The sequence below is a fragment of the Amycolatopsis sp. MEPSY49 genome, assembly GCF_051337345.1.
Classification (GTDB): domain Bacteria; phylum Actinomycetota; class Actinomycetes; order Mycobacteriales; family Pseudonocardiaceae; genus Amycolatopsis.
The window spans coordinates 211,168-230,922 of sequence record NZ_JBDLYJ010000002.1; the positions used below are offsets into that span (position 1 = coordinate 211,168).

At 72.4% G+C, this 19,755-nt stretch carries 23 protein-coding genes; 9 read left to right on the forward strand and 14 right to left on the reverse strand.

Annotated elements, in window-relative coordinates; all coding sequences use genetic code 11:
- Positions 1-17 precede the first annotated feature (17 nt).
- The 3 genes from eno to ABFJ78_RS09995 are packed head-to-tail and all read right to left on the reverse strand — an operon-like array spanning position 18 to position 3,363.
- Entirely contained in the window at positions 18-1,301 is a 1,284-nt protein-coding gene (eno, locus tag ABFJ78_RS09985) for a phosphopyruvate hydratase (RefSeq protein ID WP_436385603.1), read from the reverse strand.
- The gene (locus ABFJ78_RS09990; RefSeq protein WP_436385604.1) at positions 1,298-2,845 is read right to left on the reverse strand and encodes an MFS transporter; all 1,548 of its coding nucleotides are present in this window, start codon (positions 2,843-2,845) and stop codon (positions 1,298-1,300) included. Before ABFJ78_RS09990 ends, eno begins: the two co-directional genes overlap by 4 nt.
- Positions 2,842-3,363: a class I SAM-dependent methyltransferase gene (locus ABFJ78_RS09995; RefSeq protein ID WP_436385605.1), complete on the reverse strand. Its 522-nt coding sequence runs from the start codon at positions 3,361-3,363 to the stop codon at positions 2,842-2,844. Before ABFJ78_RS09995 ends, ABFJ78_RS09990 begins: the two co-directional genes overlap by 4 nt.
- Before the next feature lie 66 nt (positions 3,364-3,429).
- On the opposite strand from ABFJ78_RS09995, the gene ABFJ78_RS10000 reads away from it, so the two are divergent.
- Both ABFJ78_RS10000 and ABFJ78_RS10005 read left to right on the forward strand, forming a co-directional pair.
- Positions 3,430-4,014, forward strand: a complete 585-nt coding sequence (locus ABFJ78_RS10000; protein ID WP_436385606.1) for a helix-turn-helix domain-containing protein — start codon at positions 3,430-3,432, stop codon at positions 4,012-4,014.
- Positions 4,015-4,048: 34 nt separating this feature from the next.
- The gene (locus ABFJ78_RS10005; protein WP_436385607.1) at positions 4,049-5,182 is read left to right on the forward strand and encodes an alpha/beta hydrolase family protein; all 1,134 of its coding nucleotides are present in this window, start codon (positions 4,049-4,051) and stop codon (positions 5,180-5,182) included.
- Between the two features lie 10 nt (positions 5,183-5,192).
- Here the strand turns inward: ABFJ78_RS10005 and ABFJ78_RS10010 are convergent, their stop codons facing one another.
- From ABFJ78_RS10010 to ABFJ78_RS10020, 3 genes are read right to left on the reverse strand one after another with little or no spacing between them, the layout of a single operon-like run.
- Positions 5,193-5,666, reverse strand: a complete 474-nt coding sequence (locus ABFJ78_RS10010) for a MarR family winged helix-turn-helix transcriptional regulator (RefSeq protein WP_436385608.1) — start codon at positions 5,664-5,666, stop codon at positions 5,193-5,195.
- A 31-nt stretch (positions 5,667-5,697) separates the two neighbouring features.
- A complete protein-coding gene (locus ABFJ78_RS10015) occupies positions 5,698-7,263 on the reverse strand; it encodes an amidase (RefSeq protein ID WP_436385609.1) in 1,566 nt (521 codons plus the stop codon).
- A 24-nt stretch (positions 7,264-7,287) separates the two neighbouring features.
- Positions 7,288-8,229, reverse strand: coding sequence for a LysR family transcriptional regulator (locus ABFJ78_RS10020; protein ID WP_436385610.1), 942 nt, complete (start codon positions 8,227-8,229; stop codon positions 7,288-7,290).
- Positions 8,230-8,300: 71 nt separating this feature from the next.
- Here ABFJ78_RS10020 and ABFJ78_RS10025 point away from each other — a divergent pair, with 71 nt between their 5' ends.
- From ABFJ78_RS10025 to ABFJ78_RS10035, 3 genes are read left to right on the forward strand one after another with little or no spacing between them, the layout of a single operon-like run.
- Entirely contained in the window at positions 8,301-8,999 is a 699-nt protein-coding gene (locus ABFJ78_RS10025) for a succinate dehydrogenase cytochrome b subunit (RefSeq protein ID WP_436385611.1), read from the forward strand.
- Positions 8,999-10,930 (forward strand): fumarate reductase/succinate dehydrogenase flavoprotein subunit, encoded by a 1,932-nt coding sequence (locus tag ABFJ78_RS10030; RefSeq protein WP_436385612.1) that lies wholly within the window; start codon positions 8,999-9,001, stop codon positions 10,928-10,930. Before ABFJ78_RS10025 ends, ABFJ78_RS10030 begins: the two co-directional genes overlap by 1 nt.
- Positions 10,927-11,673, forward strand: a complete 747-nt coding sequence (locus tag ABFJ78_RS10035; RefSeq protein WP_436385613.1) for a succinate dehydrogenase/fumarate reductase iron-sulfur subunit — start codon at positions 10,927-10,929, stop codon at positions 11,671-11,673. The genes ABFJ78_RS10030 and ABFJ78_RS10035 overlap by 4 nt, the downstream gene beginning before the upstream one ends.
- Here the strand turns inward: ABFJ78_RS10035 and ABFJ78_RS10040 are convergent.
- From ABFJ78_RS10040 to ABFJ78_RS10050, 3 genes are all read right to left on the reverse strand, one after another.
- Positions 11,670-12,233 (reverse strand): class F sortase, encoded by a 564-nt coding sequence (locus tag ABFJ78_RS10040; RefSeq protein ID WP_436385614.1) that lies wholly within the window; start codon positions 12,231-12,233, stop codon positions 11,670-11,672. The two genes, ABFJ78_RS10035 and ABFJ78_RS10040, sit on opposite strands and share 4 nt — an antisense overlap.
- Positions 12,234-12,237: 4 nt before the next feature.
- On the reverse strand, positions 12,238-12,999 hold the full coding sequence (locus ABFJ78_RS10045; RefSeq protein ID WP_436385615.1) for a choice-of-anchor P family protein: 762 nt from the start codon (positions 12,997-12,999) through the stop codon (positions 12,238-12,240).
- Positions 13,000-13,334: 335 nt separating this feature from the next.
- Positions 13,335-13,979, reverse strand: a complete 645-nt coding sequence (locus tag ABFJ78_RS10050; RefSeq protein ID WP_436385616.1) for a hypothetical protein — start codon at positions 13,977-13,979, stop codon at positions 13,335-13,337.
- Here ABFJ78_RS10050 and ABFJ78_RS10055 point away from each other — a divergent pair.
- Together ABFJ78_RS10055 and ABFJ78_RS10060 are read left to right on the forward strand one after the other, a co-directional pair.
- A complete protein-coding gene (locus tag ABFJ78_RS10055) occupies positions 13,978-14,817 on the forward strand; it encodes an LLM class F420-dependent oxidoreductase (RefSeq protein ID WP_436385617.1) in 840 nt (279 codons plus the stop codon). The genes ABFJ78_RS10050 and ABFJ78_RS10055 overlap by 2 nt on opposite strands.
- A 122-nt stretch (positions 14,818-14,939) precedes the next feature.
- Entirely contained in the window at positions 14,940-15,236 is a 297-nt protein-coding gene (locus ABFJ78_RS10060) for a DUF1540 domain-containing protein (protein WP_086673666.1), read from the forward strand.
- Here the strand turns inward: ABFJ78_RS10060 and ABFJ78_RS10065 are convergent.
- The gene (locus ABFJ78_RS10065) at positions 15,226-15,555 is read right to left on the reverse strand and encodes a hypothetical protein (protein ID WP_436385618.1); all 330 of its coding nucleotides are present in this window, start codon (positions 15,553-15,555) and stop codon (positions 15,226-15,228) included. The two genes, ABFJ78_RS10060 and ABFJ78_RS10065, sit on opposite strands and share 11 nt — an antisense overlap.
- Before the next feature lie 21 nt (positions 15,556-15,576).
- Positions 15,577-16,164, reverse strand: coding sequence for an SRPBCC family protein (locus ABFJ78_RS10070; RefSeq protein WP_436385619.1), 588 nt, complete (start codon positions 16,162-16,164; stop codon positions 15,577-15,579).
- Positions 16,165-16,278: 114 nt separating this feature from the next.
- Between ABFJ78_RS10070 and ABFJ78_RS10075 the strand changes: the two genes are divergently transcribed.
- Both ABFJ78_RS10075 and ABFJ78_RS10080 read left to right on the forward strand, forming a co-directional pair.
- Positions 16,279-16,932 carry a TetR/AcrR family transcriptional regulator gene (locus tag ABFJ78_RS10075; RefSeq protein ID WP_436385620.1) on the forward strand — a complete coding sequence of 218 codons (654 nt, stop codon included), beginning with the start codon at positions 16,279-16,281 and terminating at the stop codon, positions 16,930-16,932.
- A gap of 10 nt (positions 16,933-16,942) precedes the next feature.
- On the forward strand, positions 16,943-17,347 hold the full coding sequence (locus ABFJ78_RS10080) for a ChaB family protein (protein WP_436385621.1): 405 nt from the start codon (positions 16,943-16,945) through the stop codon (positions 17,345-17,347).
- A 10-nt stretch (positions 17,348-17,357) separates the two neighbouring features.
- On the opposite strand, the gene ABFJ78_RS10085 is transcribed toward ABFJ78_RS10080, so the two are convergent.
- From ABFJ78_RS10085 to ABFJ78_RS10095, 3 genes are read right to left on the reverse strand one after another with little or no spacing between them, the layout of a single operon-like run.
- Positions 17,358-18,089, reverse strand: coding sequence for a metallophosphoesterase family protein (locus ABFJ78_RS10085; protein ID WP_436385622.1), 732 nt, complete (start codon positions 18,087-18,089; stop codon positions 17,358-17,360).
- Positions 18,086-18,895, reverse strand: a complete 810-nt coding sequence (locus tag ABFJ78_RS10090) for a nucleotidyltransferase (RefSeq protein WP_436385623.1) — start codon at positions 18,893-18,895, stop codon at positions 18,086-18,088. The genes ABFJ78_RS10085 and ABFJ78_RS10090 overlap by 4 nt, the downstream gene beginning before the upstream one ends.
- 42 nt (positions 18,896-18,937) lie before the next feature.
- Complete coding sequence (locus tag ABFJ78_RS10095) at positions 18,938-19,744, reverse strand: MBL fold metallo-hydrolase (RefSeq protein WP_436385624.1); 807 nt, start codon at positions 19,742-19,744, stop codon at positions 18,938-18,940.
- Positions 19,745-19,755: the final 11 nt, after the last annotated feature.

A 19,755-nucleotide genomic window follows, 5' to 3' on the forward strand; every position in this document is an offset into this window, starting at 1 on the left:
TCGGCCCGGTTCGCCGATCAGCGGCTGCCGCGCAGGGTGGCCCGCCCCGCGTAGCGCGCCTCCGAGCCCAGCTCCTCCTCGATGCGGATCAGCTGGTTGTACTTGGCGGTCCGGTCGGACCGGGAGAGCGAACCCGTCTTGATCTGGCCGCACCCGGTGGCGACGGCGAGGTCGGCGATCGTGGTGTCCTCGGTCTCGCCGGAGCGGTGCGACATCACCGCGGAGTAGCCGGCCTTGTGCGCGGTGTCGACGGTGAGCAGCGTTTCGGTCAGCGTGCCGATCTGGTTGACCTTGATCAGGATCGAGTTCCCGATCCCGCGGTCGATGCCGTCCTGGAGCAGCTTGACGTTGGTGCAGAAGACGTCGTCGCCGACGAGCTGCACGCGGTCGCCGATGGCGTCGGTGAGCTGCTTCCAGCCGTCGTAGTCGTCCTGGGCGAGGCCGTCCTCGATCGAGACGATCGGGAACCGCGTGGTCAGCTCGTCGAGGTAGGCGACGTGCTCCTCGACGCTGCGCTTGATGCCTTCGCCGCGGTAGTCGTACACGCCGTTGTCGTAGAACTCCGACGCGGCCGGGTCGAGCAGCAGCGCGATGTCCTCGCCGGGGGTGTAGCCGCTCTCCTCGATCGCGCGGACGACGAACTCCAGGGCTTCGTCGGCCGAGGCGAGGTTCGGCGCGAAGCCGCCTTCGTCACCGACGTTGGTGCCGTGCCCGGCCTTCTTCAGCGACGCGCGCAGCGTGTGGAAGACCTCCGAGCCCATCCGCACGGCCTCGGCGAAGGTTTCGGCTCCGACCGGGCCGATCATGAACTCCTGGAAGTCGATCGGGTTGTCGGCGTGCGCGCCACCGTTGACGATGTTCATCATCGGCATCGGCAGCTGGTGGGCGAAGACCCCGCCGACGTACCGGTACAGCGGCAGCGTGTTCGCCGCCGCGGCCGCCTTCGCGACGGCCAGCGAGATCCCGAGCGTCGCGTTCGCGCCGACGCGGGCCTTGTTCGGCGTCCCGTCCGCGGCGATCAGCGCGGCGTCCACCTCGGCCTGGGCTTCGGCGTTCAGCCCGACGACCGCTTCGGCCAGTTCGGTGTTGACCGCGGTGACGGCCTTGCGGACGCCCTTGCCGTGGTAGCGCGCCTTGTCGCCGTCGCGGAGCTCGACGGCCTCCCGCGTGCCGGTCGAGGCACCCGAGGGGACCGCGGCGCGGCCCAGCGAGCCGTCCTCCAGCACGACGTCGACCTCGACGGTCGGGTTGCCCCGGCTGTCGAGCACCTCACGGCCACGGACACGGGCGATTGCCGTCATTCCATCTCCTCGGAGTCGGTCCCCAGGGCACCGGCCGGAGCCGTCCCGCGACGCAGGCTAGCAGAGGATCTCTGAATCGATAAGGGGCTCTTCACCAGGGTGAGCACGAGGACGAGTGCCAGGACGCCGGCGCCGGCCCACATCGACTGCCGCCAACCGTCCACAAAGGACTCCCGGGCCGCGCCGGCCACCACCGGACCGGCCGCGACGGCGTTCGCGACGCCCCGGCGCGCGAGCTCGGCCGGCGCCCCGGACAGCCGGGACTCGACGGCCGCGCGGTAGCCGGCGGTCAGGATCGTGCCGAGCAGCGCGACACCGAGCGCCGTGCCCAGCTCCCGCGTGACGTCGTTGAGCGCGGACGCCACGCCCTGCTGGTCCCGCGGCAGCGAGCCGGTGATGGCTTCGGTGGCCGGGGTCATCGTCAGGCCCATTCCCAGCCCCATGAGCAGCATCCCGGGCAGGATCGACAGGTAGCCGCCGTCGACGGAGACGAAGGCGGCCATCAGCGCCAGCCCCGTCGCGCTCACGACGAGCCCCGCCGCCATCGCCGGGCGGCCGCCGATCCGGGCGGCGACCCGCGGGGCGAGGCCGGACGCGGCCATCATCAGCAGCGCCGTCGGCATCAGCGCGAGGGTGGCGCGGAAGCCGGACCAGCCGAGGACCGCCTGCAGGTAGGGGAAGAGGACCACGAAGATCCCCGCCTGGACGCCGAAGACGGCCAGCAGGATCCCGGAACCGCCGGTCAGGCCGTGCTCGCGGAAGAGCCGGACGTCGAGCAGCGGAGCCGGGTGGCGCAGTTCCCACGCGGCGAACCCGGCGACGCCGAGGACCCCGGCGGCCAGGCTCAGCAGGGTCACCGGCGTGGTCCACCCGCGGGCCGTTGCTTCGTGGAGGACGAAGACCAGCGCGACGACGGCGACCGACGACAGTCCGGCGCCGACGACGTCGAACCGGTGCCGGTTTTCCGAGCGGGAGTCCGGCACGGACCGCAGGGTCACGGCGGCGGCCGCTCCGGCGAGCGCGATCGGCAGCGCGAACAGCCACCGCCAGCTCGCCAGGTCGACGAGCGCCGCCGACAGGAACATGCCGAGGATCCCGCCCCCGCCGGCGACGCCGGTCCAGACGCCGATCGCCCGGGACCGCTCCGCGTCCGGGAACGTCGACGTGATGACGGCAAGGGTGACCGGCATGATCATCGCCGCGCTCGCCCCGGCCAGGAGCCGCGCCGCCAGCAGGGTGCCGGCGGACGGCGCGAGGGCCGCCGCGAGGTTCGCGATCCCGAAGAGCGCCAATCCGGTGAGCAGCACCGGTTTCCGGCCGAGGCGATCGCCCGCGGCGCCCAAGGGGAGGAGCAGTGCGGCCAGGGTGACGGCGTAGCCGTTGACGATCCACAGGACGGTGGCCTGTGACGCGCCGAGCTCGACCGCGAGCTGCGGCTGGGCGACGTTGAGGCCGGAGACGGACGCGACCACCGCCATCAGGGCGAGGCAGACGCCGATCAGGATCGCGCGGCGCCGGCGCGGGTCTTCGACGACCGCGTTCATGCCTTCCTCCTGGCCCGCACGACGACGTCGTGGCCGTGGTCGCCGGCGGTGCCGATCTCCCAGCCGTCGAGGAACGCGGTGATGTCGGCCGCGGTGGCCGACGCTTCGGCGACGTGGTGCCCTCGCGCGTGGCCGACGACGAGCAGCGTTCCGCCGGGGGCGACCCAGTCCGAAATGCGCTCGTAGAAAGCGAGCTGCGGCATCGCCGGGTGGGCGTAGTGGGTCGTGACCAGGTCGAAGCGCGTGCCGGGCGTCCAGGTCGTCAGGTCCGCCCGTACCCAGGCCACCGTGTTCGCGGCCGCCTGGTTGAGGGCTTCGATCGAGATGTCCACCGCCGTGACGGCCCAGCCGCGGGCGGCGAGCCAGCCGGCTTCGGCGCCCCGGCCGCAGCCGGCGTCCAGTGCGGTGCCGGGCGGAAGGCCGGCGACCTCCCGGACGAGGTGGGGGTTCGGTTCGGTGCCGTGGTGGCGGGCGTGCCGCCAGTGCTGGTCCCAGTAGGGCCGGTCGAAGTCGTTCACATCGCCCAAGGTGCCGGTGTCCTCCACAGACTGGCAAAGTTTCTTGCCGATCGGCAAAATGGGGGGATGGACGATTCGATCGACCGGGCCCTCGACGCCGTCGGACCGCGGCTCAAGCGCCTTCGGCAGCAACGGGAAACCACGCTCACCGCGCTGGCCGAGCAGACGGGGATCTCGGCCAGCACCCTGTCCCGGCTCGAGGCCGGCCTGCGCCGCCCCACGCTGGAGCAGCTCCTGCCGCTCGCGCGGGCTTACGGCGTGACGCTCGACGAGCTGGTCGACGCGCCGCCGACGGGAGACCCGCGCGTCACCCTGCGGCCGCTCGCCTGTCAGGACGGCTCGACGATCATCCCGCTGACGCGGCGGCCGGGCGGGATCCAGGCGTACAAGTTCGTCCTGCCCGCCGGGGACCGGGAGCCCGAGCTGCGCACCCACGAGGGTCACGACTGGGCCTACGTGCTGAACGGGACGCTCCGGCTGGTGCTCGGCGAGCACGACCTGGTCCTCGGGCCGGGGGAGGTGGCGGAGTTCGACACGCGCACGCCGCACTGGTTCGGGGCCACGAGCGCGGGACCGGTCGAGTTCCTCAGCCTCGTCGGGCGGCAGGGCGAGCGGGCGCACGTCCGGGTGACAAGTAGTCCAAAGTCATGATAGTCATGAATATGGACCAAATGAAGGGGAGCGCATGGCCGTCATCGAGCTGACCACGTTCACCGTCCGGCCCGAGCGGACCTCGGCGATGCTCGCGGCGCGGCCCGGGATGCTGGCCGCCTTCCGCGAAGGACGGCGCGGGTTCGTCTCCGCGAAGCTGGTGCGGCTGGACGCCGAGACGTGGCTGGACGTCGTCGAGTGGATCGACGACACGGCGTGGGACGAGTCGAAGGCCAAGGGCGGCGACGACCCGCGGATCGCGGAGTTCTTCGGCACGATCGACGCGCTGGTGAGCTCGCGCCGCGGCGCCCGCTACGACGACCCGCGAAGGCCGGTGCGCACCGTGGCCTACGGTCCGCACCCGGCGCAGGTGGGGGAGCTGTACCGGCCGGCGGGCGACGGGCCGTTCCCGGTGGTGGTGCTGCTGCACGGCGGGTACTGGACGGCGATGTTCGACCGCCGCACGGCGACCCCGCTGGCCGACGACCTCCTCGCCCGCGGCTACGCGGTATGGAACGCGGACTACCGCCGCCTCGGCGACGGTGGTGGCTGGCCGGCGACGTTCGAGGACGTCGCGACGGCGGTCGACGTGGTCGCGGACCTGGACCCGGCGCTCGACCCGGCCCGCGTCGCGGTGGTCGGCCACTCCGCCGGCGGCCACCTCGCGGCCTGGTCCGCGCACCGGCCGGCCCTGCCCGCCGGCGCGGTGGGCGCGGCCCCGAAGGTGGTGCCGGTCGCGGCGGTTTCGCTGGCGGGGGTGCTGGACCTGGTGGAGGCCGACCGGACGGGGTTCGGCACGGTGCTGGCCGACGGCGAGGCGGCGCGGCCGGCCGGAGCGCCGGCACCCGCGTACCCGGAGTTCTGGCCGACGGTCGCGCAGGGTGTCGGGGAGGGCGTGGTGAACCTGCTGCTGGGCGGTCATGTGGCCGACTTGCCCGACCGGTACGCGACGACCTCGCCGAGCGAGCTGGCCGGGACGGGCGTGCCGGTGCTGGCGCTGCACGGCGACGCCGACGACGTGGTCCCGGCGTCGTACAGCCGGACGTACGCCTCGCGGATGGCGGAGGCGGAGTACCTCGAAGTGCCGGGCGCGGACCACTTCCAGGTGATGGACCCAGCGCACGCCAGTTGGCAACAAGTGGTCGAGTGGCTCGCGGGCCGGGTATGAGCGCCGGCGGTCAGTCCTCGCCGGCCGAGCCCGCTTGCTTGCGCTGGTGCTCGGTGATGTCGGCGAGCGTGCGCTTGAACCGCTCGTAGTCCTCGCGCCCGAGGCGGTCCGCGTGGCGGCGCTGGATGGCCGCCATGATCGCGTCCGCCGCGCGCATCTGCGCCAGGCCCCGCTCGGTCGGGCAGATCAGCTTCGCGCGGCGGTCACTCGGGTCCGGCCGCCGCTCGACGTAGCCCAGCGCGGCCAGTTCGTCGATCAGCGTGCCGATGATCTGCTTGTACTGCCCCGAAAGCCGGGACAGCTCGGTCGCCCGCACGCCGTCCGGATCCAGATACGCCAGCACCGCGCCGTGCCGGTGCTTCAGGTCGTCGAACCCCTGCTCGGCCAACGTCGCGAACAATTCACGCTGCACCGCGAACAGGAGCCGTCCCGAAAGGACACCCAGGTCGGGGTCCGTCGCGTTCCGCTCCGCGCGGGTGACCATCGGCTGCCCTCCTCACCGTCGGCCCCCCACCTTAACGAGAGGTGGGCAGGTACGCGGGGGCCCGGCGCGCCGGGGCGGCGCGCTCGAACGCCGCGGCGAACGCCAGTACCCGCGCGTCGGCCCAGCGGCCGGCGAAGAACGAGACGCCGATCGGCAGCGGGCCCGCGAACCCGGCCGGCACCGACACGTTCGGGTAGCCCGCGACGGCCGCCGGGGTCGACGAGCCGAGGACGAACGCGTCGCCCGCCGCGTAGTCCGTCTTCCACGCCGGGCTGTTGGTCGGCGCCACGATCGCGTCCAGGTGCAGCCGCGACAGCGTTTCGTCGATCGACCGCTGCGCCAGCGAAGTGGCCGTCGCCCGCTGCTGCCGGTACGCCGGGTCGCTCGGCGCCGGCGCGGCCGCGGCCTGCTCGAACAGCTCCTGCCCGAACTTCGACAGCTCCACCGGGTCCCGCCGGTTGAAGGCGATCAGCTCGTCGAGCGTCGCGGGGTGCCCGGGCCGGTGCTTCAGGTAGGCGTTGAGGTCCCGCTTGAACTCGGTCAGCAGCGCCGGGGTCTCCGCCGCCCCGATCTGGTCCTGGTACGGCAGATCGACGTCGACGACCGTGGCGCCACGAGCCGTCAGCGTCCGCACGGCGTCGCCGACGACCCGGTCGACGTCGGCGTCCAGCCCGGCCAGCCGCCAGACGCCGATCCGCGCCCCGCGCAGGGCGTCCGGACGCAGGAGCGCCGCGTAGTCCCGCGGCTGCCCCGCGGGGATCGCCGCGGTCGCGGGGTCGGCCGGGTCGCGGCCCTGCAGCACCGACAGCGTGACGGCCGCGTCGACGACGTGGCGCGCCATCGGCCCGGCGGTGTCCTGCTCCGCGGAGATCGGCACGACGCCGGTCCGGCTGACCAGCCCGAGCGTCGGCTTCTCGCCGACGACGTCGTTCGCGCCGGCCGGGCAGACGATCGAGCCGTCGGTCTCGGTGCCGATCGCGACCTGCGCCAGCGTCGCCGCGACGGCGGCGCCGGAGCCCGACGACGAGCCGCACGGGTTGCGGTCGAGGACGTACGGGTTGTTCGTCTGGCCGCCGACCGCGGACCAGCCCGACGTCGAATGCGTCGACCGGAAGTTGGCCCACTCCGACAGGTTCGTCTTGCCGAGGATCACGGCGCCACCGCGCCGCAGCCGGTCCACCAGCGCCGCGTCGGCGGCCGGCCGGCTGCGCGGCAACGCCCGCGACCCCGCGGTCGCCGGCTGCGCACGCGTGTCGATGTTGTCCTTGAGCAGCACCGGAATCCCGTCCAGCTGCCCGAGGGTGCGGCCCGCGCGGCGGCGGGCGTCGCTGGCGGCGGCCGCCCGGAGCGCGCCCGGGTCGACGGCGACCACCGAGTGGACCTTGCCGTCGAGGGCGTCGATGCGGCGGAGGTAGGCGGTGGTCAGCCGCACGGCGGTGAGGCCGCCGTGGTCCATCCGCTGCTGCAGCTCGGGGATGGTGGCCGCGTCGAGGTCGAAACCCAGCGCGGGCGCGGCGGTGGCGGGGGCCGGGACCAGGAGGGAACCGGCGAGGGCGGCGAGCACGGCGGCCGAGCGCGGACGATTCACGGCGTCCATGTCACTCTCCGAACCGGCCGCCGGTCAACCCCCCGATGGTCGGGCGGCGGCGCCTCTGTCCACAAGGGACTCGATGCCGGGCGGGAGGCTCGCCCGGTCGGCCACGAACCCGACGAGCGCGGTGCGCAGCGCGCGGACCGCCCGGGTCGGCTCCACCTCCTTGCGGTGGGCCAGCTGGACGATCCGCGTCATGCCCGCCTCCGGCACGAACCGCGTCATCCGGAACCGGTCGCCCGCCACGGTGCTCGGCACCACCGCGGACCCGACGCCGGCGCGCACCAGCTCCAGCACGGCGTCCATCTCGCCGCCTTCGATGGCGAACGACGGCTCGAACCCGGCCGCGCGGCAGGCGTTGACCGTCGCTTCCCGGACGTCGTAGCCGCGGCGGAACATCACCAGCGGGACGTCGGCCAGCTCGCGGACCTCGAGCCGGGTCTTCCGCACCGGCGCGTCGGCGGGGGAGATGACGACCAGCTCCTCCAGCAGCAACGGCGTCGCCGCCAGGTGCGGGTCGGTCGGCGCGGCCGCCAGCAAAGCCAGGTCGAGCGCGCCCTCGGACAGCCGCTGACGCAGGTCGCGCGAGCCGCTTTCCTGCAGTTCCAGCTGGATGCCCGGGTAGCGGCGGCGGAACGCCGACAGCATCGCGGGCAGCAGGCCCGTGCACAGGCTGGGCGGCGCGCCGAGCCGCACGCGGCCGCGGTCGAGCTCGTCCAGCTCCCGGATCGCGAGCCGCGCGCTTTCGGTCTCGGCCAGGATCCGCCGCGCGATCGGCAGCAGGGTTTCGCCGGCCTCGGTGAGGGAGACGTTGCCGCGGATCCGGTGGAACAGCGGCGCACCCAGGTCGTGCTCCAGCGCCCGGATCTGCTGGGACAGCGAGGGCTGGGCGACGCGCATTCGCTCGGCGGCGCGGGTGAAGTGGCGGTCTTCGGCGACGGCGACGAAGTACGCGAGCTGGTGGAACTGCATAGCCACAGACTATCGATAGTAGAGTTATCATGTCTTTGACCTCTGCTGGCCGCACTCCTAACGTCGGTCGGGTGGTGAACGACCTCGCGACCCGGCGCCCCGTCCGGCAGTTCTGGGCCTCGACGATCGGCAAGAAGATCGTCATGGCGGTGACCGGCGCGCTGCTGCTCGCCTTCGTCTTCGCGCACATGGTCGGCAACCTGAAGACGTTCCTCGGTGCCGACGACCTCAACCACTACGCCCACTGGCTGCGGACGATCGGCGAGCCGGTCCTGCACTACGCGTGGTTCCTCTGGATCCAGCGGGTGGTCCTGCTCGTCGCGCTGGTCCTGCACGTCACGGCGGCGGTCCAGCTGGTGAAGCGCGACCGCCGGGCCCGGCCGGTCCCGTACGTCCACCGGCGGCCGGTGCGCGCCACCTTCGCCGTGCGCACGATGCGCTGGGGCGGGGCGACGCTGGCGCTGTTCGTCGTCTGGCACATCCTCGACTTCACCGTCGGCACGGTGAACCGGGACTTCGTGCCGGGCGACCCGTACCACAACCTCGTGGCGGACTTCCAGGTCTGGTGGGTCAACCTGATCTACCTGGCCGCCCTGGTCATGCTCGGCCTGCACATCCAGCACGGCTTCGCCAGTGCCGCGCGCACGCTGGGCGTCACCAGCGGGAGGCGGGAACGGGCGATCAAGCTCTTCGGCAACGCGACGGCGATCGTGATCGCGGGCGGCTACGCGCTCGTCCCGGTCGCGATCATGACGGGACTGGTGGACTGATGGGCGACTACCTGACCGGCGACCCGATCGCCGACACGAAGGCACCGGCCGTCCCGCTGGAGAACCGCTGGGACGAACGGAAGTTCGCCGCCAAGCTGGTGAACCCGGCCAACCGGCGCAAGCACCGCGTGATCGTGGTGGGCACCGGGCTGGCCGGCGGCTCGGCCGGGGCGACGCTGGCCGAACAGGGCTACCACGTCGTCCAGTTCTGCTTCCAGGACTCGCCCCGGCGGGCGCACTCGGTCGCCGCACAGGGCGGGATCAACGCGGCGAAGAACTACCGCAACGACGGCGACTCCGTGTACCGCCTGTTCTACGACACGGTGAAGGGCGGCGACTTCCGGTCCCGGGAGTCCAATGTGTACCGGCTGGCCCAGGTGTCGGCGCAGATCATCGACCAGGCCGTCGCGCAGGGCGTGCCGTTCGCCCGGGAGTACGGCGGCCTGCTCGACACCCGCTCGTTCGGCGGGGTGCAGGTGCAGCGGACGTTCTACGCGCGCGGCCAGACCGGCCAGCAGCTGCTGATCGGCGCCTACCAGGCGCTGTCGCGGCAGATCGACGCCGGGAACGTGGAACTGCACCCGCGCACGGAGATGCTCGACCTGGTCGTGGTCGACGGCCGGGCCCGCGGCATCGTGGCCCGCGACCTGGTCACCGGCGAGATCGAGACGCACCTGGCCGACGCCGTCGTCCTCGCCACGGGTGGCTACGGCAACGTCTTCTACCTGTCCACCAACGCCAAGGGCTCCAACGCGACCGCGATCTGGCGGGCGCACAAGCGCGGTGCCTACTTCGCGAACCCGTGCTTCACCCAGATCCACCCGACGTGCATCCCGCGGTCGGGGGAGCACCAGTCGAAGCTGACGCTGATGAGCGAGTCGCTGCGCAACGACGGCCGGATCTGGGTGCCGAAGCGCCAGGGCGACACCCGGCCGCCGGCGGAGATCCCCGAGGCCGACCGCGACTACTACCTCGAACGGCTGTACCCGAGCTTCGGCAACCTGGTGCCGCGGGACATCGCGTCGCGGGCGGCGAAGAACGTCTGCGACGCCGGGCTGGGCGTCGGGCCCGGCGGGCTGGGTGTCTACCTCGACTTCGCCGACGCGATCGAGCGCATGGGCCGCCCGGCGATCGAAGCCCGCTACGGCAACCTCTTCGACATGTACCAGCGCATCACGGCGGAGGACCCGTACCGGGTGCCGATGCGGATCTACCCGGCCATCCACTACACGATGGGCGGGCTGTGGGTGGACTACGACCTGCAGAGCACGATCCCCGGATTGTTCGTCATCGGCGAGGCCAACTTCTCCGACCACGGCGCGAACCGGCTCGGCGCTTCGGCGTTGATGCAGGGCCTCGCGGACGGCTACTTCGTGCTTCCGGCCACCTTGAACGACTACCTCGGCGGGAACCGTTTCGGCGACGTCCCGCCGGACGAGGTCGCGCGGGTGGAGACCGAGGTGCGCGACCGGATCACCCGGCTGCTCGCGGTCAAGGGGACGCGGTCGGTCGACTCGTTCCACCGCGAGCTGGGCCTGCTGATGTGGGACCACTGCGGCATGTCCCGCAGCCGCGAAGGCCTGCGGAAAGCCCTGGACCGCGTGCCGGAGCTGCGCGCGGAGTTCTGGCGGGACGTCCGCATCCCCGGCGGCGCGGCGGAGCTGAACCAGGAGCTGGAGAAGGCCAACCGGGTGGCGGACTTCCTGGAGCTGGCCGAGTTGCTGCTCATCGACGCGCTCGCACGGGAGGAGTCCTGCGGCGGCCACTTCCGCGAGGAACACCAGACCCCCGAAGGCGAAGCCGAGCGCGACGACGAGCGGTTCTCGTACGTCGCGGCGTGGGAGTACGGCGGGCCGGGCGGCCCGCCGGTACTGCACCGCGAAGACCTCGCCTTCGAGCACGTCCACCCCACCCAGCGGAGCTACACATGAACCTCACCGTCCGCATCTGGCGGCAGGCCGGCCCGGCGACCGAGGGCAGGCTGGTGTCCTACCCCGTCGCCGACGTCAGCCCGGACATGTCCTTCCTCGAACTGCTGGACGTGCTCAACCAGGAGCTCATCGCGAACGGCGAGGAACCGGTCGCCTTCGACCACGACTGCCGCGAAGGCATCTGCGGCTCCTGCGGCGTCGTGATCAACGGGCAGGCGCACGGCCCGGAGCGCACGACGTCGTGCCAGCTGCACCTGCGCTCGTTCCGCGACGGCGAGGTGATCGACGTCGAACCGTGGCGCGCCAAGGGTTTCCCGGTGATCAAGGACCTGGTCGTCGACCGCTCGGCGCTGGACCGGATCGTCCAGGCCGGCGGCTACGTCAGCGCCCCGACGGGCAGCGCTCCGGACGCCCACGCGACCCCCGTCCCGAAGCCGGACGCGGACCTGGCCTTCGACAACGCGACGTGCATCGGCTGCGGCGCCTGCGTGGCGGCGTGCCCGAACGGCTCGGCGACGCTGTTCACCGCCGCGAAGGTGACGCACCTTTCCCTGCTCCCGCAAGGACAACCGGAACGGGCGCAGCGCGTGCTGGACATGGTCGACACGATGGACGCCGAGGGTTTCGGCGGCTGCACCAACACCGGCGAGTGCGTCGCGGCCTGCCCGAAGGGGATCCCGTTCGCCAGCATCGCCAGTCTCAACCGGGAGTTCCGGAAGGCGAGCCGGTCGGGTCGCCGCTAACGCTTCAGCTTGGCGTACACGATGACGTTGTCGAGGTAGTTCCGGTTCGCCGCGTCGTACTTGCCGCCGCAGGTGATCAGGCGCAGCTCGGGGTCGGTGGTGTTGCCGTAGACGGCTTCGGTCGGGAACTCCTTCTTGGCGATCTGGTCGACCTTCGTCACCTCGAACGTCAGCTTGCCGCCGTCGGCGCGGTCGACGTGCACCGGGTCGCCGGGCTTGAGCTCGTGCAGCCGCCAGAAGATGCCTTTGCGGTGGTCGCCGTCGATGTGGCCGAGGATCACCGCCGGCCCGATCTCGCCGGGCGTCGGGCCGTACTCGTACCAGCCGGCCTGCAGCGGCTGGTCGACCGGCGGGACCTCGACCGTGCGGTCGGCGTTCAACCCGAGGGACACCAGCGTCGACTTCGCGTCGATCGCGGGGACGTCGAGCGCGGTCGGCAGGGACCGCGTGAGGTTCGCGGCGGTCGGCGCCGGAGGTGGGGCGGCGGCCGGGGTCGTCGTCGCGCCGCAGCCGGCGAGCAGCAGCGCGGAGACGGCGACGAGGAGTGCGCGACGCAGCATCGGCTCAGCCCTCGGCCAGGCTGCCGTCGCCGGTCTGCGGCGCGCCGGCGGGGATGACGACGACCTGCCCCGGCCCGCGCGGCGGCGCTTCGGGCGCGCGTTCCTTCGACGGGCCGCAGGTGACGGACGCGAGCTTGACGTCGCCGCTGCCGAGCGCGCCGGCGGTCTTGCCGCCGAGCAGCTTGATGTGCAGGGCCGTCACTTCGAGAGCGCCGTCGTAGCGCTGGAGCTGCTCGTTGACGGTCACTTCGGCGACACCGGGAATCCCCAGCTTCTGGTTGGGCGAAGTCGCGGCGGGGAGCGTGCCGAGCCGGCCGAGGTTGACGCCGGCGAGGTCGCTGCTGCCGGTGACGTGCCCGTCGGCGGACCCGCAGCGCGCGCTGATCAGCCGGATCGACGGCACGCGGCCGGCGGCCGCGGCGAGCAGCGGCAGCGTCACCTCGGCGACGCTCGCCTTGGCGGCCACGGAACCGGCACCGCCGACGACGGAGCTGCTGACGGCCTTGGCGGTGACGAGTCCCTTGAGCGGAACGTCGGCGACGCTCGCCTCGGTGGGGCCGGCACTGCTCGACCGGGCCAGCTGACCGGTTTCGACCGTGCTGCCCTTGCCGTCGGTGAGAACCCCGGGCAGCAGGGAAACGCTCGCGGAGGCGCCAAAGGCGGACCCGGTGACGGCGTCGTCCGCGGTGGCGACACCGGAAGAGCCGGCGAGCACGGCGACGGTCACCCCGGCCAGGCTCCCGGCTCGGAGCAGGGTCGTGCGCATGGGGAAAGTCCTTTCGCCGGAACGGAAAACGGGGAGAAGCCGCGGGCGGGGTCGTGCCCCGGCGGCGAGCGAACGCTATCAAAATCGCTACCGGGGGCAAGGATTCGTTGCGGCGCCGACGTTTCCGGCGGAACGCGAAAAGTGATCACCGGCGCCGCGGGCAACTCGAAGCGGTCACGCTTCGGCGAAGGATTCCCCGATGGGTGGACGGGGAGTAGCGCGGGTTGCGGCATTCGAGGCGATCCGACGCCCGATCGCACACGGACGAGTGATTACCTGGACGGGCGGCGGCGAACACGCAGTGTCATGTGACCACCACGGCGTTTCGGTGCCGCTCAAGCGCGGTAGGGCCCGTGGTTCCCGATGTCCGGGCTGACCCGCGGAGCCGGCCCGCGCTGCCCTGGAACCGGCGTGACGGTCGTCTGCTCGAGCGCCGGCTCCGGCACCGGCTGGACGTACGCCTCGGCAGGCCGCTCGCTCACCGGCTGGACGTACACCTCGGCCGGCCGTTCGCTCTCCTGGAAGTGCGTCTCCACGATCGTGTCCTGGCGGCGGCGGCCCAGCACCGCCAATGTCAGCGCGTGGGCGACCGCGAGCAGCAGGAGGAACACGCCCAGCCGGCCGACCAGCGCCGCCGTCGTGCCCGACCAGCCCGGGCCCACCACCGACAGCAGCGCCAGCACGCCGAACGCGACCAGGTGGAAGACCGTCACCACCATCCAGGCCATCGATCCGGTGCCTTCGCCGCCGTCCGGGCCGCTGAGATAGCGGCGGCCGCCGCGGTAGAGGATCTGGCCGTCGGCCACCACGAAGATCAGGCCGATGATCAGGAACCCCGGGAGTTCGTTGTCGGGCATCGTCTCCTCCTCCTTTCCGGTGGGGTACCCGGGGACGGCGGGACGACGGGGTGCTTCACCGGATCGAGCGACGGGCTCGCGCACCGCCACCTGGAGGAACTCCGGGTCTACGATCACGATCATGCGATTCGCCATCAAGACCTCGCCCCAGGACACCGCCTGGGCGGACATGCTCGCCGTGTGGCAGGCCGCCGACGAGATCGAGCTGTTCGAGTCCGGCTGGACCTTCGACCACTTCTACCCGATCTTCTCCGACCCGACCGGTCCGTGCCTCGAAGGCTGGGTCACCCTCACCGCGCTCGCGCAGGCCACGAAGCGGCTCCGGGTCGGCACGCTCGTCAGCGGGATCCACTACCGCCACCCGGCGCTGCTCGCGAACATGGCCGCGACCCTCGACATCGTTTCCGGCGGCCGGCTGGAGATCGGCATCGGCGCCGGCTGGAACGAGGAGGAGTCCGGCGCGTACGGCATGCGGCTCGGCCCGGTCAAGGAGCGCAGCGACCGCTTCGAGGAAGCCTGCGAGGTGCTCGTCGGCCTGCTGACGCAGGAGACGACGACGTTCCGGGGCGTGCACTACCAGCTCACCGACGCCCGCTGCGAACCGAAGGCCGTGCAGACACCGCACCCGCCGATCTGCATCGGCGGCAGCGGCGAGAAGCGCACCCTGCGCACCGCCGCGAAGTACGCCCAGCACTGGAACTTCGTCGGCGGCACGCCGGAGGAGTTCGCCCACAAGCGCGAAGTCCTGCACCGCCACTGCGCGGACATCGGCCGCGACCCGGCGGAGATCACGCTGTCCTCGCACGTCCGGCTGAGCCCGGACGGCGACTACGCCAAGGTCGCCGCCGAAGCGGAGGCGCTCGGCGAAGCCGGTCTCGACCTCGCGATCGTGTACCTGCCGCCGCCGCACACCCCGGCCGTGCTGGAGCCGCTGGCGAAGGCGCTCGAGCCGTTGCGCTGACGCGTCACCCGGGCGTGCGGAGTGGGTCACCCGGCCGAGTTGCCGCGAATTGCGCGGCCCTGGACCCGGTGGGAGCGTCGGAGCACCGAACTGTTTTCCCACCACGGATTCCGGAGTCGCGCATGACCACCACCGAAATGCCCGCCGTGCACGAATGCACCGTCAGCGGCTGTTCCTACAACCACGACGGCTGCCACGCCTTCGCGATCACCGTCGGCGGCGACAACGGGTCCGCCGACTGCGGCACGTTCGTCCCGCTGAACACCAAGGGTGGCCTCGACCGCGTCGTGGCCCAAGTCGGCGCCTGCTCCCGGGCCGACTGCCGGCACAACTCGTCGCTGGAGTGCACGGCGTCGAGCGTGCGCGTCGGCCCGGGCGAAGGCGGTCACTCCGCCAACTGCCTCACCTTCACGAAGTAGCCGGCGCCGCCGTGGCGCGCCGCCGGGCGACGTGCAGCCCGGCGGCCGCCACGGCCCCGGCCGCGGCGACGACGCCGGTCGCCACGGGACTCAAGGACTTCGACAGGCTCGGCGCCGTACCCGGCCCGAGCAGCCAGCCGGCCAGCGGGACGACGTAGGCCGTCGTCATCAGCGCGCTCCACCGGCGGGCCACCGGCGAACGCGCGGTGCGCGCCAGCACGATGGCGACCGGGATGCCGGCGAGCAACGCGAACTGGCCGAGCACCATGACGGGGAACGCCCACGCGGCGACGAGAACGCCGCGAGTGATCGCAGTCATCTTCTTCTCCTTTTCAGTGCGTCAGCACGCGGCTTCGGCGGCGGTCTCGAGGTCGGCCAGCCAGCGGTCGAGGCCCGGGGCGAGGTACCGGATGGCCGTCGCGGGATCGGCTTCGATCTGCTCGCCGGTCCAGCTCTCCTCGGTGCGGACGACGACGCCGCCCCGGACCGGCGTGAACGTCCAGACGTGGACGCCCCGGTCGATGCGCAGGCCGTCGCCGATCGCGGGGCCGCTCCAGCGGACGCAGTGGTCGTGCTGGACCTGGTGGACCGTGGACGTGATGACGAGCGTGGTCGCGGGGGACGACGGTGTCGCCGGGACGGGCGTCGTCCAGCGGAACCGCGAGCCGGGGTGCAGGGGGCCCGGATCGAGCCGCTTCGCGCTGGTGACCGCGGGCTGCCAGGCCGGCCACCCTTCGATGCCCGTCTGCACCTCCCAGACGGTGCTCAGCGGCGCTTTGACGAACTTTTCGGCGCCGTAGCGCAGCTGCGCGGCGGGGTCGACGCCCTGGCCGCGGCAGGTCAGCGGGCTCGCGGCGGCCGCGTCGGCCGGTGCGGCGGTGAAGAGGGCCGCGGCGGCCAGGGGGACGGCGAGCAAGGCGTTGAGCATGACGCTTCCCCTCGCAGGGTTAGTGGCTATTGCTATAGTTAGAAGCTATAACCAACGGCCGCTTAGTGTCAATAAGAAAAGTGATAGCCTCTAACTCGCCAGGAGGGAGCCGTCATGACGGACGCAGGACCGACTTCGCGCGAGCGGTACCGGGCGCAGGTGCGCGCGGAGATCAAGCAGCACGCGTGGGAGCAGATCGCGACGGCGGGCGTGCCGGCGTTGTCGCTGAACGCGATCGCCAAGCAGCTGGGCATGAGCGGACCGGCGCTCTACCGGTACTTCGCGAGCCGGGACGAGCTGATCACCGCGCTCATCCGGGACGCGTACCGGAGCATCGCCGACACGGTCCGCGCGGCCTACGACGAGGGTGCGGACCTGGCCGGGCTGGCACGCGTCATCCGGGACTGGGCCCGCAGCGACCCGCAGCGGTACTTCCTGATCTACGGCACGCCGGTGCCCGGCTACCACGCGCCCGAAGACACGACGGCGATCTCGTTCGAGGTGATGGCCGTGCTCATCGAAGCGTGCGGGGCGCTGGGGGAGAGCGGGCCGGAGACGCCGTTCGACGCCCACCTCGAAGACCACCGGGCGTGGGCGTACGGCCATCCCGCGCCGCCCGCGGTGCTGCACCGGGCGTTGTCGTTCTGGACGCGCCTGCACGGCGTGCTCTCACTGGAGCTGGCCGGCCACTTCGCCGGGATGCTGTTCGACACGGATCCGTTGATCGACGAGGAGATCACCGGTTTGGCGCCGGGCGGGCGGGGGTAGCCGAGCCGGCATGCCCGGACGCGAAGACCTGCCCAGCACGCTGTTGCGCTCGCCCCGCAAGGCGCAGGACACGTGGGTGGCGGCGCACGACTCGGCGTTGCGCACCTACGGCCCCGGCCGCCGCGCGCAGCAGACGGCGTACTCGGCGTTGAAGCACTCGTTCGAGAAGGTCGGCGACCACTGGGAGCCGAAGCCCGAGCGCGGCCCGTCGGACGAGCAGGCCGCCCGCGGCGCGGGCCGGCCGGCCAAGCCGACGCGCGGCGGCGTGAACGCGACGGCCGGCCGGCAGCACCTGTACGAGCGGGCCAAGCAGCTCGGCATCCCCGGCCGGTCGCGAATGTCCAAAGAGGACTTGGTGACGGCGCTGGAGAAGGAGAACCGGCGCCGGACCGACCGCGCCCGCCGCGCGGAGTAATCCCGACGGCTCAGCGGCGGGCCGGCTGCTTCGCGGGATTCAGTTCGTACAGCGCGTAAGCCTTGCGGATCACCGGCTGGGCCACGTTCCGCACGCGCACCCCGCCCGGCGTCACCCCTTGCTCGCAGCCGAAGTGGGCGTGCCCGTGCAGCGCCAAGTCCACCCCGGCCTCGTCGATCGGTTCGCACAGCAGGTACGACCCCAGGAACGGGTGGATCTCCGGCGGCTCGCCGTGCAGCGTCCCGGGGATCGGCGCGTAGTGCGTCAGCGCCACGACCACGTCCGTCTCCAGCGACGCCAGCGCCGACCGCAGCGAATCCGCCGACGCGATCGTCGTCTCGACGAACGCCTTCATCTCGCGCTCGCCGAACCGGCTGGCGCACTTGCCGGCGAACCCGCCGCCGAACCCCTTCACGCCGGCGACGCCCAGGGACCCGTCCGGCAGGTCGAACCGCGCGGCGGTGCCTTCCAGCATCACCACGCCCGCCTCGCCGAGCAGCTCCGCGATCCCCTCGGCCTCGTCGCTGTGGTGGTCGTGGTTGCCGAGGACGGCGGCGATCGGCACGCCCAGCCCGGTGAGCTCGTCGGCCACCACGCGGGCTTCCGCGCACGTGCCGTGCCGGGTCAGGTCGCCGGCCAGCAGCAGGACGTCCGCGGTGCCGGCCAGGTGTTCGAGCGCGGGGCGCAACAGGCCCCGCGAATCCTCTCCGAGGTGCACGTCCCCGACGGCGGCGATCCTCATCGGCTGATCTCCTCCGCGCTCGCCGGTTCCCGGACGTCGGCGACCCGGACGTCGTTGTGCACCAGCTCCCCGGTCAGGTACTCGGCGACGACGGCGTCCACCTCCGCCTTCCGGGACGGGCAGGTGACCTCCCCGGTCAGGTGGACGTGCTCGCCGCGCACGGTCACGTGCACGCCGAGTTCGGCGGTGCGGGCGTCTTCGGCCAAGGCCCGGCTCAGGCGGGCGACGAGGTACTGCGGCGGTTCGGGCACGAGAGCCTCCTTCGGGTCGATCACGGACAGGTCGCCGAGCAGGCCGAGGAACGCCCGCGCGTACGGCGAAGCCGACACCTGGACGGCGACCTCGGTCCAGTTCACCTGCTCGCGCAGGTCGCGCGCGATCCGCAGCAGCGGCTCGAAGTCGCAGCGGTGCGGGTCGAGCACGAGCAGCTTGTCCACGAGCAGGTCGGTGCCGGACAGGACCGGCGCGGCGGTCGGCCCCACCCGCATCAGCGCGGCGCGGTCGAGCAGCTCGTCGGTCACCGGCCGGTGGTTGGGCCGGTGGATCAGGTCGACGAGGACGTCGCCGTCGTAGACCTTGGTGAGCCAGTCTTCCGGCGGGTGCTCCCGCCGCAGCCCGGCCGCGGTGAGCACGTCGGCCGCCCGCTCGGTGTCCCCGGGCTTGAGGAAGAGGTCGACGTCGTGGTCCGAGGGCGGCCCACCGCGGGCGTACACGGCCAGCCCGCCCGCGACGGCGAACCGGATACCGGTCCCGTCCAGGGCGGTCACCACGCGCGTCAGGCTCTGGAGAAGGGCGTCCGGTCCCATGGGGGACGATTACCCGCTGCGTCGCGGCTCAATCCGGGGGACTCACAGCGGGAGGTACTCCCCGCGCTGCAGCAGGTGGACCCGGGTCGCCGGCTTCCGCACCCGGACTTCCTCGAGGAAGTTCGACACGGGGGAGTGGAACAGGCCGTAGTCGTCGAAGTGCACCGGCACCGCGCGCCGCGGCTCCAGCAGGTTCAGCAGGTCGACGCCGCCGCGGTGGTCGAGCGTCACGAGGACGCCGAAGGCCCGGGTGCCACCGAGGTGCACGACCGCGAGGTCGAGGCCGGGGAACCGGTCGCGGATGGTCTTCAGCTCGTCGTGCAGCACCGTGTCGCCGCTGAGGTAGATTCGCAGGGGATCGGCTCCCTCCGTGGCGCGGTACTCCAGCACGGTGCCGTTGACCGGCGGCAAGACGCGCTGCAGCGGCCCGGGAGCGTGCCGCGCGGGCACGGCCGTCACGACCAGCCGCGCTTCGCCGTCGGTGAAGGTTTCCGTCGTCCACGTCGGCAGCGGGAGCGGAGCGTGGAAGCCGCGGCGGAGCAGGCGGGTGGCGGCGTGCTCGGTCGTCAGGATCGGGGTGTCGCGCGGCAGTTCGCGGGCGGCGACCCGGTCGAAGTGGTCGCCGTGCAGGTGGGACAGGACCACCGCGGTCAGCGGCGGCAGCTCGGCGGGCTGCAGCGCGGGTTCGGTGCGGCGCCGGGAAAACAGGCCCTGGCCGAAGTACGACCACTGGCCGCGGTGCAGGAAGTTGGGGTCGGTCAGCACCGTGAACGGGCCCAGCCGCAGCACGGTGGTCGCGGTCCCGACGAACATCAGGGAATCGCCGCCGGGAGGGCCGAACGGGGACATCGGCTGGTCCT